This is a genomic window from Chromobacterium haemolyticum DSM 19808 (assembly GCF_000711885.1).
Classification (GTDB): Bacteria; Pseudomonadota; Gammaproteobacteria; order Burkholderiales; family Chromobacteriaceae; genus Chromobacterium; species Chromobacterium haemolyticum.
The window spans coordinates 7568-23443 of record NZ_JONK01000024.1; the positions used below are offsets into that span (position 1 = coordinate 7568).

At 68.4% G+C, this 15876-nt stretch carries 4 protein-coding genes; all 4 read right to left on the reverse strand.

Annotated elements, in window-relative coordinates; genetic code table 11:
- Nucleotides 1-5: 5 nt before the first annotated feature.
- Nucleotides 6-3557, reverse strand: coding sequence for a type I polyketide synthase (locus BR71_RS13780; RefSeq protein WP_043638441.1), 3552 nt, complete (start codon nt 3555-3557; stop codon nt 6-8).
- On the reverse strand, nt 3554-8215 hold the full coding sequence (locus BR71_RS13785) for an SDR family NAD(P)-dependent oxidoreductase (protein WP_043638445.1): 4662 nt from the start codon (nt 8213-8215) through the stop codon (nt 3554-3556). Before BR71_RS13785 ends, BR71_RS13780 begins: the two co-directional genes overlap by 4 nt.
- On the reverse strand, nt 8215-13308 hold the full coding sequence (locus tag BR71_RS13790; RefSeq protein ID WP_081862670.1) for an amino acid adenylation domain-containing protein: 5094 nt from the start codon (nt 13306-13308) through the stop codon (nt 8215-8217). Before BR71_RS13790 ends, BR71_RS13785 begins: the two co-directional genes overlap by 1 nt.
- Before the next feature lie 1348 nt (nt 13309-14656).
- A complete protein-coding gene (locus tag BR71_RS13795; protein ID WP_244269631.1) occupies nt 14657-15826 on the reverse strand; it encodes an aminotransferase-like domain-containing protein in 1170 nt (389 codons plus the stop codon).
- Between the last annotated feature and the right edge of the window lie 50 nt (nt 15827-15876).

Here is a 15876-nt window from a genome sequence, read left to right on the forward strand (position 1 = left end):
CATGGTCATAGCGTGATTTCCTCCGTGTCGGCGCCGACGGCCGAGTGTTGTTCTGTCACCAGCTTCCGCTCCAGCTGCGCCATGACTTGATCAATCAGTTCATCCAGCGAGGAACCGTCGATCAAATGCGTGATGGCGACGGACACGCCCAGCGCGCGCTCCAATTCGTTGCGCAATTCCGCGCCGGTCAACGAGTCGACGCCCAGGTCCAGCAGCGAGGACTGACGCGGCAAGGCCGCCGGGCTGGACAGCACCGCGCGCAATTCCGCCTCTAGATAATCGGCGACCCGCGCACGGCGCTCGCCGGCGGGGCGGCCGCGCAGTTGGTCGAAAGACAGAGTCCGCGCGCTCGCGGCCGGCGCACGGCCGACCAAGCCTTCAATCAGGCGCGGCAGATCGGGCTGCGCCGCGATCCGGTTCAGATCGATCGAGGCGGCCACCAGGTGCGGCTCGCCCGAGAACGCCTGCTCCAGCGCGGCGAAGGCCTCGCCTTCGCTCAGCGGGTTCAGACCTCCGGCGCGAATCCGTTCCGCCGTTTTCGCGTCTGCCGCGCCCATGCCCGCCGCCCAAGACCCCCAGCCGATGGACAGCGCCGGCCGCGCGCGCAAGCGTCGCCGCTGCGCGAGCGCGTCGAGATAGCCGTTGGCGGCGGCGTAGGCGGCCTGCCCGTGACGGCCCACCGCCGCGGAGATGGATGAATACAGCAGGAAGAAGTCGAGCGGTTCGCCCTCGGTCAAACGATCCAGCAAGGCCGCGCCGCCGGCCTTGGCGCTCAGGGTCGCGGCGAAAGCCGCGGCGTCCAGCGCGTCCAGCGTCGCGTCCCGCACAATGCCCGCGCAGTGCGCGACGCCGCGTATCGGCCTGCCGGCCATGGCGAGCGCGCCGCGCAAGGCGGCCTCGTCGGCAACGTCGGCCGCCGCCACGCGGACCTCGACGCCGTCGTCGCGCAAACGCGCGCAAGCGGCCTTCGCGGCATCGCCGGTTTCGCCGCCGCGGCTGATCAGCAGCAGATGGCGCGCGCCGCGACGAGCCAGCCAGCGCGCGGTCGCGAGGCCCAAGGCGCCGGTGCCGCCGGTCACCACGTAGGCGGCGTCGGCGTCCAGCGCCGGCAGCGCGGCCGCCGCGCCAACGCCCGCCCGCCGCAGCCGCGGCGCCAGCACGGTGGCGCCGCGCACCGCCAGTTGTTCTTCGGCGGCTTCATCGGCAAGCAGCGCCGCCAGTGTGTCGAAGGAGGCCGGCGAGCCGTCGATATCGATCGTGCCTCGCCAGGCTCGCCCCTGTTCGCGCCGCGCGACGCGCACGGCCGCGCTCAAGGCGGCGAGGACGGGATCGACGTCCTCCGCCGGCCCGGTCGCCGCCCCGCCGCGCGTAACCACGGCAATGGACGCCGACGACGTCGCGGCGCGCTCGCGCGCCAGCGCGCTCAGCAAGGCGCCGCGACGCGCAATGGCCTCCACCGCGTCTTCGCCCCCGGACGCGCGGTCGAAAGCAAGCACCAGGCCGGCGGAGCCCGCGTGGCGGATCGCGTCAATCTCGGCGGCCACGATCACGCAGCGTTCGCCGGCGGCTTCCAGCGCGCGCGCCACTTCCGCGCACAAAGCCGGATCGCCGGCGACAATCCGCTCGCCCGATCGGCGCGCGCCGGCCGGCGCCTCCACCGGCTGCCAGGCGATGCGGTAAAGCGGCGACTCCGCGGTCGCGGGCCCTTCGTCAACCCAGTAAGACTGACGGTCAAAGGCATAGGCCGGCAGCCGCGCGACGCGGCTGCCGGCGCCGACCGGCGCCGGCCAGTCGACCGGCAGGCCGGCCACATAACGCCGCGCCAGCGCGTCCAGCCGCTCGGTCGGGTCGCCGCCCGCATCGGTCTCGGGCGGCGCCGCGTCGCGGCCGAACGGCATTCCGCCGCACACGCCGCTGTGGACGGCCGCCGCCTCGCCGCGCGCAAAGCGGCCCAGTTCGCGCGCCATCTCCTCCGCGGTAGCCGCCGTCAGTGCGAGCCGATGCGGAAAATGCGAACGCGCAACGCGCGACGCGTGGCAGGCGGCCGCCCACGCCGAGGCGTCGAGTCCGGCCAGATGGTCCGCAAGCCGCGCCGCGTTGCCGCGCAGCGAGGCGTCGGATTTCGCGGAAACAACCAGCAACTGCGCGCCTTCGCCCGCGCTGGCCGCCGTTTCGCCGGCGGCCTCGCGCGGCGGCGCGACCAGCACCGCGTGCGCATTGGTGCCGCTGAAACCGAAGGAGCTGACCCCGGCGACGCAGGGCGCGTCTCCCCCGTCTATGCGTTCCGCGCCGAGCGCGAGGCGCAACGGCAGGGTGTCCCATTCAATGCCGCGGTTGGGCGTGCGCACATGCAGCGTGGCGGGCACCACGCCATGACGCACCGTCAACGCCGCCTTGATCAGCCCGGCGATTCCCGCCGCGCCTTCAAGGTGGCCGAAATTGCTCTTGATCGAGCCCAACAGCACGCGGTCCGAGCGATCGCGACCGGCAAACACGGAGGCCAGCGCCGCCGCTTCTATCGGGTCGCCCAGCGCGGTGCCGGTGCCGTGCGCCTCCACATAGTTCACCTGGGACGCGTCGATGCGCGCGGCGCGCAGAGCGGCCCGCACCAGCTCGCGCTGCGCGTGCTCGTTCGGCACCGTCAGGCCCGCGCTGCGGCCATCGTGATTGACGGCCGAGCCGGCGATCAGCGCGTCTATCGTGCGCCCGGCAGCTTCAGCGTCGGCCTGCCGCTGCAACACCACCACGCCGCAGCCCTCGCCGCGCACGAAACCGTCCGCGCCGTCGTCGAAGGAACGGCAACGGCCGCTGGGCGACAACATATGCGCCCGGCACTCGGCGGCGGTGGACAGCGGCGACAACACCACATTGACGCCGCCGACGATGGCGATGTCGCACTCGCCGGCGCGCAGCGCATTGCACGCCAGGTGCACGGCGACCAGCGACGACGAGCACGCGGAGTCTATCGTCAGCGTGGGTCCGTGCAGGCCCAGCGCGTGCGACACGCGGCCCGCCAGCACGCTGGGCGCGTTGCCCGAAGCAGTGTAAAGATCGACGTCATCGGCCCGGCGGAAGCGGTGCGCGTAGTCCTGGTGCATGACGCCGGCGAACACCCCGGTGGCCGAGCCTTTCAGTTCCGCCGCCGTCATCCCCGCGCGCTCCACCGCCTCCCAAGTCACTTCAAGCAGCATGCGCTGCTGCGGATCCAGCATCGCCGCCTCGCGCGCCGAAATCCCGAAAAAGCCGGCGTCGAAGGAGGCGATATCGTCCAGAAAACTCCCGGTGCGGCAATAGATGCGGCCCTTCGCGTCCGGGTCTGCGTCGAAGTAGCGCTCGGCGTCCCAACGCTGGGCCGGCACCTCGCTCACGCCGTCCGCGCCGTCAAGCAGCCCCCGCCACAGCGCCTCCGGCGAATCAACGCCGGCGAAGCGGCAAGCCATGCCGACCACGGCGATGGGCGCGTGCCGCCGCTGCTCTGCGCCGTCCAGCTCGCGCTGCAAGCGCTCTATCTCGCGCAGCGCGTTCCGCATCAGCATAGTCGTGTCGATTTGGCTCATCGCGCGCCCTTTCTATTCAGTTCGTTCAATTTCGCGGACAGCATTTCCACGATCTCCTCCTGCGACATCGGGGCGGCGTCCGTCGGCGCGTCGATCTCGGCCGCGGGCGCGGCGGCTGTCGCCTCCGCGTCGGCCATGCCGAATACCGTCTGCGTCAGATGGTCCGCCAGCGCGGCTATGGTCGGGTTCGAGAAAATCACCGTGGTCGGGATGGCCCGGCCGAAGCGCTTTTCCAGCAGTACGCGCAGATCGGTGATCAGCAAGGAATCCAGGTCGTAGTCGAACAAGGAGCGCTCGGGGTCCAGCGAGGCCAGCGGCGTGCCCGTCACCAAGGCCGCGTCCTCCGCCAGCAGCTGGAACAAGCGATGTCGCCGTTCGTCCGCGGGCAGCGCCAGCAGTTCGCTGACCGAGGACGTGGATCCCGCGCCCGGCTGCGCGGTGGCAATGCCGGCGAAGCGGCTGGCCGGCACATGCGGCGGCCATTGTTCGATCAAGCGCCCCCAATCGATGGGCAGCAGCACGAGATGGGCTGGTAGATCCGCCCCCAGCGCGATCTCGAAGGTGGCGCGGCCGCATTCGGCCTCGATCTGGCCGATGCCCAGCTGCGCGAGACGCCGCTTGGCGTTGGCGCTCGAACGGGCCAGCATGCCGACGTCCTGCCACGGTCCCCAGGCGATGGACAGCGCGGGCAGCCCCTGCTCGCGGCGGCGCGCCGCCAGCGCGTCGAGGTAGGCGTTCGCCATCGCATAGGTGGATTGCCCAGGCGCGCCGAAGGCGGCCGCCGCCGAGGAGAACAGCACGAAGTGTTCCAGCGGGTAAGCCAGGGTGCGCTCATGCAGCAGCCAGGCACCGCGAGCCTTGCCGGCCAGAGTGGCGGCCAGCGACGCCGGCGTGACGTCGCCGACCAGGCAGTCCTCCACCACGCCCGCCAGATGGCAGATGCCGCGCAACGGCGGCATGGTCGCGTCGATCTCGGCCAGCAACGCGTCGACATCCGCCTCCACCGCCACATCCGCCTGCCACACCTTCACTTCGACGCCGTCGCGGCGCAGAGCGGACAGCGTCGATTCGGCCGCGGCATCGGCCGGCCGGCGGCCGGTCAGCACCAAGGCGCGCGCGCCCAGCGCAGCCAGCCAGCTTGCAACGCGCAAGCCGAGTTCGCCCAACCCGCCCGTAATCAACCAAGTGGCGTCGGCCGAGAGCGCGAGATCGGCCCGAAGCGGCAGCGCGCGTTCATCGAAGCGCGGCGCGGTGACGGCGTCGCCCCGCACGGCGACTTCGGTCTCGCGGTCAAAGCAGTCTAGGCCGCGGCGGATCGCCCGCGCGTCGCCCGCATGCAGCGCCAGCGTCTGAAGATGCGGCGTTTCCATCGCCACCGCCCGCGACAGCGCCTGCAGCGGCGCCGAGGCCGGCGCGTCCGGCGCCAGCACCACGGCGATGCGGCAAGGCCGCTCGCGTCGCGCGGCCGTGGCGAACAGTTCCAGCGCACCCGCGTAAACCGCCGGCGCCGGCGCGTCGCCGCACGCCTCCAGCCCGCGGCAATCGACAATCAGGCCCGCCTTGTCGAAGGGAATATCATTCACCGCCGCCACCACGACGGCCTCCTTGCCTTCGTCGCGCAGCATCGCCGCCAACCCGGCCGCCGTCTGTCCCGCGCCGCTCAGGATGGCGATGGACGCCGGCAACTCGGCGGCCTCGCCGCCCGCCGCGTCGCGCCATTCCACCGCATAGCCCTCGCGCAGCGGCTCGACGCGCAGCAATTCATTGCGAGTGACCTCGCGCGACTCCAGGCCGGTCATTTCGAGCAGCACCTTGCCTGCATCGAACAGACTGGCCTGCCCCCGCTCGGCCGACGCGTGACAGCGCATCCCGGCGCCGGTCCGCCCTTGCAGCGCCAACCGCGCGATGCGCGTCGGCACAAAAGCCTTGCTGCCCTCGGGCCGCGCGGCCGCCGCCACCAGTTGCAACACCGAATCCAGAATCCCGGGATGCAATAACCAGCCCGCGTCGTCGGCGTCGGCCCGCATATCGCAAGACACGTCGCCGTCCCCGACGACGATGTCCGACAAGCGCCGGAAGGTCGGCCCCATCACCACGCTGCGCGCGCGCAGCCAGCTATCCATCAGCTCGGTGGAGATCGCTTCTCCGCGCACCGGCTCCGACGGCGCCACGCCTGGCGCCTCGCCGGCGTCCACCCTGGCCGTGGCGTGGACGTCGGCGGACTCCAGCGTCAGCACCGTGGCTTCGAAGCCATCGCCGTCGCGCACCAGTTGCAGCTGGACTTTACGCGCCGCGTCCGGCGGAATCACCAAGGCCGCAGGGAAGCGCAAATCGCTCAACACGCAGGCGTCCGACCCCGTCAGCTCGCGCGCGCCGTCTGCGATCATCACCGCCAGCGCCGCGCCGGACACCACCACTTTGTCGTAGATCACATGGTCCTGCAGGAAGGGCAAGGCGGCCACGCTCCACTCCGCGTCGAAGAAGGTCGCGTCCAAGGCGGGCGCGTCCGTGCGTCGTCCGAGGAAGGGCGTCGCGCCCGCCGCCAGGAAACGCGGCGCGCGATCTATCCAGTGACGCTGGCGCTGGAAGGGATAAGTCGGCAACGCCACCCGGTTGCCGTCGCGGTAGTGCTGCGCGAGATCCAGCGCCACGCCCGCGGTCCACAGCCGCGCCAGCGCATCCGGAGAGGCCGGATTCAGCGACGCCATGCCGGCGCCCGTGCCCAACACCGTATCGCCGAAGTCCAGCACCCGCTCCGCGCCGGCAGCCTCCAGCGCCTCGGCGGCGGCAGCGGCGCTAAGCGCCATCTCCGCGCGCGCCAGCTCTTCCCGTACCGCCTCCTCGCTGTCCAGCGGCAGGCCCGAAGCCGCGCTCACCCACAGCAAGGACGGCGCGACGGCGCGGTCCGCGCGGCGCTGCCGCGCATCGTCAAGGCTCAGCGCGCCCGCCGCGAAAGCCGCGGCGAACACACCGTCGCCCGTCGCGCACACACTGGCCGGAACGACGCCACTCGCTTGCCACAGCTGCACGCGGGCAAGCACCGCGTCCAGATCGCCCGCGCCGCCGAAAGCGAAGCTGACTTCCGGCGCGCGCGCCGGCGTTTCCCCCGCGATCACGCCCGCATCCGCCTCGCCGGCGGCGAAGGCGCGCAGCGCGCGTATCAGCGCCTGCCGGGATTCGGCGCGAAACGCCGCACGCTTCTCCCAATGACGCCGCCCCAGGGCCGCCGTCAGGCAAACGTCCTCTATCCTCAGTTCGGGATGGCCGTCGAGAAAGTCCGCGTAATCCGCGCACAGCGCCGGCAAGGCCTCGCCGCGCGCCGACAACAGCAAGAGCGGCGCGACATCCGCCGTGCGCGGCGCGCGCGGCGGCGCCGCTTCGATGATCACGTGGGCGTTGGTGCCGCCGATGCCGAAGGAACTGACGCCCGCGCGCCGCAGCGGCGCATCCCAAGGCGCCGTTTCCGTCGGCAGATAGAAGCCGGCGTCGCCGCGCAACGCGTCTATCGCGCGTTCCGCGCCGACAGCGGCCGGAATCCGCCCATGCTCCACCGCCAGCGCGGCCTTGATCAGCCCGCAAGCGCCCGCCGCCGCGTTCAAATGCCCGACGTTCGCCTTCAGCGTGCCCAGCGCGCAGCGTGCGCCGGAGCGCTCGCCCAAAGCCGCGCCCAGCGCCGCCAGTTCGACCTCGTCGCCGATCGCCGTGCCCGTGCCGTGCGTCTCGACATAGCCGATCGACGCTCCGTCCACCTCGCTGAGCGCCAGCGCCTGGCGGATCACCTCCAGCTGCCCGCGCCCGCCGGGCGCGGTGAAGCCCACCTTGGCCGCGCCGTCGTTGTTGACCGCCCCGCCGCGAATCACCGCCATGATGGGATCGCCGTCGGCCAGCGCGTCCTCCAGGCGGCGCAACACCACCACGCCGGCGCCGTTGCCGAAGACCGTGCCGCTGCTGTCTGTGGTGAACGGACGGCAAGCGCCGTCCGCGGACAAAATGCTGCCCTCCTCGTACACATATCCCTGCCGCTGCGGCAAAGCGACGCTCACCCCGCCCGCCACCGCGAAATCGCACTGGAAGCTCAACAGCCCCTGCATCGCCTGGACCACGGCGACCAGCGAAGTCGAACACGCGGTCTGCAGCGTGATGGCCGGGCCGCCGAAGTCGAGCCGGTACGCAACCTGAGTGGCCAGATAGTCCTTGTCCACGCCCACCCATTGCTGCAGATAGCGGTTGGGCGACGCGCGGTCCAGCCGGTCGCGCACATGGTCAACGAGATAATCCACGCTGGCCGAGCCGGCCCAGACACCGACGCGCGCGCCGCGCGCCGCGCCGTGCCCTGCGCGTTCCAGCGCCTCATGCACGCATTCAAGGAAGATGCGCTGCTGCGGATCCATGGCCGCCGCCTGGGACGGCGGAATGCCGAAATAGGCGGCGTCGAACTGGTCGACGCCGTCCAGCGGACCGCCGGCGCCAACGAAGCCGGGCTGCCCCAGCACCGTCTCCGGCACGCCTTCGCGGCGCGCCGCGTCCGCGCCGAAGCGCTCGATCGCCACTTGGCCGTCGGCAATCATCGACCAGAACTGTTCCAGGGTGCTGACGCCGGGCAAGCGGCAACTGGCGCCGATGATCGCTACGGCGTCCACGGGTGTTGAGTGAGTCATTACAAAGCCTCCTTGCGTGCGCGTACGCGCTGTCGATAGGCGCGCGCGCCGTCGACGTCAATCATTGGGGAAAGGTCCGCGTCGCCCGAATCGGCACGCTCGGCGAGCGCCCGTATCGTGGCAAGCGAAAAGAAATCGACCAGCGGGGGAACGGCGACGCCGCGCGACGCCAACAGCGCGCGCAGCCGCACCACGTGCATCGACGTGGCGCCCGCGTCGAAGAAGCCCTGCTGGGGGTCTATCTCGACGCCGACCACTTCGGCGAACGCGGCCAGCATCGTCGCCTCCAGCGAGTCGTCGCGCCGCGCGGCCGCCGCGGGCTTCGCCGACGCGGGAGCCGGGGCCGCCAGCGCGGCGAGACGCGCGCGGTCCACCTTGCCGTTCGCCGTCAGCGGCAACGCGTCCAACACCGTCACGTGATGCGGCTGCATATAGGCGGGCAGATGCAGAACCAGCTTGGCGCGCACGGCCGCAACGATATCTCCGTCGTAATCCGGCCGCGCGACCACATGCAGCTGGATGGCCGTCGCATTGTTGCGCCGGACCACCGAGGCCACCGCCCGCGCCAGGCAACCTGCGCGCATCGCCGCCGCTTCGATCTCGCCCAGTTCGATCCGATAGCCCTGCACCTTGACCTGCCCGTCCATCCGTCCGAGCAGCTCAAGCTCGCCGTCGGGCTGCCAGCGCGCAAGATCGCCGGTGCGGTAGAGCCTGCGGCCCTCGGCATCGATGAAGAAACGGCGCTGGGTTTCCGCCTCGTTGCCCAGATAGGCGAGCGCGAGGCCGCGGCCGCCCAGCAGCAGTTCGCCCACCACGCCGTCCGGGCGCTCCCGGCCGTCCGGCGCGCGCACGAAACATTGCTGATTGGACAGCGGCCTGCCGTAGGGAATGGACGCCAGCACCGCGTCCTCGGGCGCGATCGGATGCACCACCGACCAAATCGACACCTCCGTCGCCCCGCCCAGGCTGATGGGCCGCAACGCCGGAAACGCGTCGCGCAGCCGCCCGGCCAGACCGGGCGCGATCCAGTCGCCGCTCAACAGCGCCAGCCGCAGATCCGGCGAGCGCGGCGCGGCCACGTCCAGCAATAATTCGAGCACGGCCGGCACGGAATTCCAGATCGTGATCCGGCCGTCGCAGAGCGCCTGGGCCATCGCGTCGGGGTCCCGAGCCCGCTCGGGGAAAACCACCTCGCCGCCGACCGCGAGCAGACCGAAGATGTCGTAGACCGATAAGTCGAAAGCCAGCGAGGACACGCATAGCGTGCGATCCGCCGGACCGACCGCGAAACGCTCGTTGATGTCGTCTATCGTGTTCGCCGCGGCCTCGTGCGCAATCAACACCCCCTTCGGCCGCCCAGTAGAACCGGAAGTGAAAATCACGTAGGCCGCGTCCCCGGCCTCAAGGTCCGGAGCCGGACCCGCGTCGCCGGGCGGCAGAGGCAAATCAAGACGCAACGCTTGCACCGGCAGCGTCCAGCCGCCCTCGCTCACCACCGCGTGGCGGGCGCCGGCTTCGCCGAGCAGCTCCTCGATGCGCGCGGCCGGCCAAGACGGTTCTATCGGCAGGTAGACCGCGCCCGCCATCACGATGCCCAACAGCGCAGCCACCGCCCGCGGCCCCGGCGCGACGATGGCCGCCACCACGTCGCCGCGGGCCACGCCGCTTTGCCGCAGCGCGCCGGCGATGTCCTCCGCCTGGCGCAGCAGCTCGCCGTAGCTCAGCGTCGCCGCGCCCTGCCTGACCGCGACGGCCTCCGGCGCGGTCCGCGCCTGCCGGATGATGGGCGTTTCCAGCCGGCGCGGCGCGCGCTCCGCCTCGGTGGCGTTGACGGCCTCTCGCCGCGCCGCCTGCTCCGGCGCGAGCCGGGCCACCGTCGGCCGCTCAAGGGCAGCGGCTTCAGTCGCCATCGTTTCCAGCGCGCCGAGGAAAGCGTCGAACATCGTGTCTATCATGCCCTCGGGGAACAACTGGGCGACGAACTCCCACATCACCAGCAGCCTATCGCCGCGACGGCCGAGGACAGCGTGCAACGACACCTGCGGCGTCGGATTGGCCATATCGACCACGCGGCCAATGCCGTCCAGGATGGACAGGTCGTCCGCCGGGTCGCCGGACAACAAACTGGTCAACACAACCGGCATCAATACCGGCGCGCCGTTGCGGCGGCTCAACTCGCGCAGGATAGACACGCCGGAGCACCACGGGGCGTCCAGATCCGCCCACACTTGCCGCTGCACCTCCCGGGCGAACGCGGCAAACGACTCATGGCGCTCGCTCAGCGACAGCAAAGCGTTGCTGGTGTAATCGCCTATCGCCTGTCCGGCCTGCTCCGCCCGCGTGTTGCAAGTCACATTGAGCGTGAACGCATGCGCCGCCGTCCACAGCCGCAAGGTGTCGGCGAAGGCGGCGATGCACAGCGAAGTCAGCGTGACCCCAAGCCCCTGCGCGCGCGCCGCCAACGCGGCGGACAGGGCGGCGGGCAATTCACGGCGGCGGCCGGCGAAGCGCGGTTCGGCCACGTCGGCCAGCGCCATCTTCATCGGCAATTCAGGCGCGGGCGCGATGGCTTCCACCCGACGCAACCAAGCCTCGCGCTGCTCGCCGGTCGGCGTCGCCGGCGTCATCGGCGTGATCAGTTGCGCGGGAACATCGCCGGCCGCTCCGCGCGCCAGTTCGGCCATCAGTTGCAGAAAGCTGCGCAGATCGCCGGCCAACAAGCCAAGCCGCATGTGCAGGATGGCCGTGCTGTCCGTCAGGCGGGTCACCGCCGCGACCACGGGCGGCCCGTCGCGCTCGGCCAGGCTCGCGCGCGTCGCCTCCAGACGTTCGGCGGCCTCCGCCGCATCGAGTCCGCGCAAATCCTGCGGCGGCAACAAGGGGTCGTAAGCGAGCGCGTCGAACACCCCGCGCCCATCGGCGCCCACCGTCATCCGCAAAGACGGATGGCGCGCGACCAGGCTCGCTAGACGCCGGCCCAGTTCCGGCGCGCGCGCGGCGTCGATCTCGAAGTCCACTCGGATGTGCGGCGACACGCTGCCCAGCGGCACGCCGCCCTGCTGGCCTATCCAATAAGCTTGCTGCATCTCGGACAGCTCGAACGGCTCTCCCGCCGCATAGCCGCGAACCGAAACAGGCGCAGCGCTTCCATCATGCCGGGCTCTGGCGGCAACGATCTCGCGCCTCAGTTGCTCGGCCGAGAGCGCGAACAGCGTCGCGAACGACAATTCCACGCCGTGGCGCGCCCGCGCCATGGCGGCAAGCCGCGCGGCCGACAGCGAATCCAGCCCCAGATCGATCAGCCTGGCGTCGGGCGTCGCCGCCGCGCCGGGCACAAAACTCGAGATCTCGGCGAGAATCGCGTCGTCGCTCATGGCGGCGGCGTCATCGGCGATGATGCTCAGTTCACCGCGCAGCAGCGCGTCGCGGGTGGCGCTGCGCCGGGTTTTGCCGCTGGACGTGCGCAGGATGCTGCCGCGCCGCAGCAGCGCGACGCGCGCCGGCGCCACGCCGTGCTCCCGCGCAAGCGCCGCGCGAATCACCGGCAGAATCTCGCGGGCATCCGCCTCCTCGCAGCCGCCGCGCACCTCCGCGCCGATCAAAACCTCTTCGCCCTCCTCCCCGTCGACGGCGGCGGCGAATACGCGCCCCATTCGAATGGACGGGTGGCAGGCCGACACGGAGTCTTCGAGATCGTGGCTGTAAAAATTCCGCCCGCCGACAATGATCAAATCCTTCAGCCGGCTGGTCACGAACAGATCGCCGTCGTACAGAAAACCAAGATCGCCGGTTCTCAACCAGACGCCATCGTCATCGGCCAGCCTCGCGCCGAAGATCTCGCGCGACTCCTCAGGGCGGCGCCAGTAGCTGTCGGCAACCGTGCTTCCAGACACCCAGATTTCGCCGACGACATCCGCCGCGCACGGCTCGCGCGTGTCCGGATCGACAATCCGGACGCGCGTATCGATCAGACTCGAACCGCAGGCTGCCAACTCAACTCCGTCCGCCTCTGGCGACACCCGGCCTCGCGCCAGCGCGTCTCGCCCGAAGCGCACGCCGCGCGTGCCCTCGCCGCATCGGCCAGCGGTCACTTTCAGCGTAGCCTCGGCCAGGCCGTAGCCCGGCGCCACCACGGACGGCTTCAGTCCAAACGGCGCGAAGGCCGCCTCGAAACGGCGCACGGTGTCGCAGCGCACGGGTTCCGCGCCGTTCAACGCGTAACGCAGCGACGACAGATCGGTCCCCGGCGCGAGATCCGCCGCGCGGTCCGCGCACAAGGCATAGGCGAAATTCGGCGCGGCGGTGTGGGTGCCCCGCCGCGCCTCGATGGCGCGCAGCCAGGACATGGGCTGGGCTACGAATTTCTCCGGCGCCATCAAATAGGCGGGAAAACCGCATTGCAAGGGGGTGAGAATGCCGTACACCAGGCCCATATCGTGAAAGTACGGCAGCCAACTGATCATCACGCTGTCCGCGTCGTGCATCGCGCCGCGATCAAGATCCTCTATCGTCGCCCACAGCCCGGTCTGCGTGACCACGACACCCTGCGGCGTGCGCGTGGACCCCGAGGTGTACTGAAGCAAAACCGGACTGCCTTCGCCGGCGGCGCGCAAAAAGGGCGCGGCGCCCTCGGTTTCGTCCGTGCGCATCCAGCGCAGGTCAGGCAAGGCGTCTCGCGCCTCAGCCGTCAGCGCGATGACCGCGCCGCAGTCCTCTGCGATCGCAAGCAACGTGTCCCGGCCGTGACGCGGCGCCACCGGCACGGGAATCACGCCGGCCAGGCAGCAGCCAAAGAAAGCCGGAAGGAAATCGAGAGGTTCCTGATAGACCAGCATCACCCGGTCGCCGGTCTCGGTCGCTTGCGCCAGACGCGCGGCGATGCCGGACGCCCGTTCGCACAGCCCCGCATAGCTGAGCGCGATGTTTTTCACCGGATCGGCCGACGCGTAGGCGAGACGATCGGGACTCGCCTCCGCCCGCCACAGCAACTGCCGGGCGATGCTCAGCGCTTCGCGATGCGGAAAAGCATGATGAGGTCCGAACTTGTCCGCGGCGGATATGCGCCGCGATGCGACATCGGAAGAGGAATACATTGCAAGACCTCCATGTATCGACAACTGCTCCGGGAATTCGCGGCGAGCGCCCATCGAAATAAGCCCGTGCGGCCTAAGTCGAATCGTCGCTTCGCCTTCACTGGGCCGACTTTCGCCGTCACCCTGCCGCTCGTTCAGCCACGGCGAATGCCGCGATGATCGCGAGGACTTTGAATACGGGCCGGGCCGTAGCCCGCCCCATTCAAGAAGCAGTCATGCTGTTTTGATATATTCCGCCCTGTCGAAACCATGTCCTCGACAGGTTGGCGAGGATCATCCCTTCGTTTTCACGTAAGGATGCGTGACGCGTGCGCAGCGGTTTGCCCAAGCAGCGTTTGAATCAAGTGAATAGGATTTACAGTGTGTCTCATGCGCCGTAATCGGACTTTCTTTTGAGATGATTCGATATCATTTCAGCGATCAAATCATTGCGAATCAGCATTGCTTTAATAATTTGCATGGCTATTTTTCCGTGTAGCCCCAAATTAGGAAAACGCAATGAATATTGATGCTAAAATTGTTTTCGTGTAGATTTATTTGATCGCTTTAATTCAAAAAATCCCATGCGGGAAGAATGAAGCGTCAGCACTATACTGAAAGACCTCTAGGAAAAGCATCCCCCGAACTGCCAGTTACCACTTCAGCCGATTTACGGCTTGTATTTTTTGAAATACAGATTTTCGCGGCGATATCAAAGATTTAAGCGCCGCGAATTGGATCGACAAAAAAAGATCCGGATCGATGAATTCAACTCCAATCGACATGACAATTACGGCATAAATCACCGGCAGTTGTTTAATTAATTGATCCAATACCGGCAAATTCTTAATTAAAGAAAATAAATATAAGAATGATGCCTAGTAGCGAAACATCCACCGCAATTGACAAAAGCATAAAGTTTGCATCAAAAACAATGTGTTTGGCATATTCAATTTTCTTAATAATGCAGGAGGCCGGTCGATCGCATCGGCCATCTTCTCTGCCTCAGGACAAGGAGAAGCGCTTAGAACCGCTAACGAATCCTCGCAGAGAACCTGAGCCAAGGCGCGCCAACGCAGGCAGTGCAAGTCGTACGGCAAGGAGGCGCAACGCAGGATCAGGGGTTTGGTTAGCGGCTCCTAGCGCCAACTTGGCTTGAGACACGGAAAGGATGCTCCGACACGCCGCGGGAGATAGAGGAAAAGAAGAAGGGGAAAACGATGCCTTCGTTGGGGGCCGGGAAGATGAAGAGAAGCGCCGCCCCATGAGCAAGGCCGGCGCTATTTTTTATGACGCATGGCGGCGAGCATCCCTCCCCGCGCTGACGCGCTAGCCCAGGACGGGCTGCGCGCGGACTTTGAACCGCGGCTTACTCCGCGGCAGCCTGGGCGCGCAGCAAAGCCGCCAGTCTGGCGATGCCTATCTCTATGCGCTCTGGAGAAGCATGGCTGAAATTCAGGCGCATATAGCCGAGGTTCTGTTCCGGCTCCGGAAAGAATGCTTCGCCCGGCATGAAGGCGACATTCTGCTGCAAAGCCAGCGGCAGCAGCTTGCGGGTATCCCTGAGTTGCTTCAGCTTGAGCCAGAAAAACAACCCGCCTTGCGGCAGCTGCCAATCGGCCAAATCCGCGAAATGCCGCTGCAGCGAAGCCTGCATCGCGTCGCGTCCGACGCGATACACCTCGCGCAGCCCCAGCAAACGTTGTTCATAGCCGGGATCCCGCAACTGGCGGGCAATGAACCACTGCGCCGGACGGTTGGTGTGCAGATCGGTCGCCTGCTTCAGACGCATCAAATAGGGGTACAGCTCCGGCGAGGCAATCAGGAAACCGACGCGCAAGCCGGGCGCCAGGGTTTTGGAAAAGGAACCGGAATAAATCCAAGGCGCGTTCTTCAAATGGCTGACCAACGGCGCCGGCGCCTCGCCGTCGTAACTGAGGGCGCGGTAAGGATCGTCTTCGATCAAGGGCACTCCGGCAGCGTCGATGGCGGCAGCCAGCGCTTGCCGGTCTTCGGCGCTGTAACAGCTGCCCGCCGGGTTCTGAAAACTGGGAATCAGGTAACAGCAGCGCGGCCGCGCCTGTTCCAACGCAGCGGCCAAGGCCTGCGGCTCCAGCCTGCCGTCCCGTTGTCCCACCGCGTGAACACGTGCGCCGAAGAGCTTGAAAGCCTGCAAGGCGGCTAGATAAGTCGGCCCTTCGGTCACAACCGGCGTGCCGGGATCGATGAATAGCTTGGCGCACAAATCGATGCTCTGCTGCGAACCAGACAGCACCAACACCTGCTCAGCCTCGCAACTTATGCCCATGCGCCGCGCCTGCTCCGCGATCAGCTCGCGCAACTCCGGCTCCCCTTCGCTGGCCCCGTACTGCGCCATGGCCGCCGGCATCCCGGTAAAATCCAAGGGCGGCAGGCACTGGCTGGCCGGCAGGCCGCCGGCGAAAGAGATCATCTGCGGCTGTTGCGCCGCCGCCAGTATTTCCCGGATCAGCGAGCCGCTGAGCCGTTCGATGCGCTCTGAAAACATGGTACTCTGCATAGGCTTGTCCGCAGCTTTCTTACTAATGTCAATAATATTGACTCAATCTA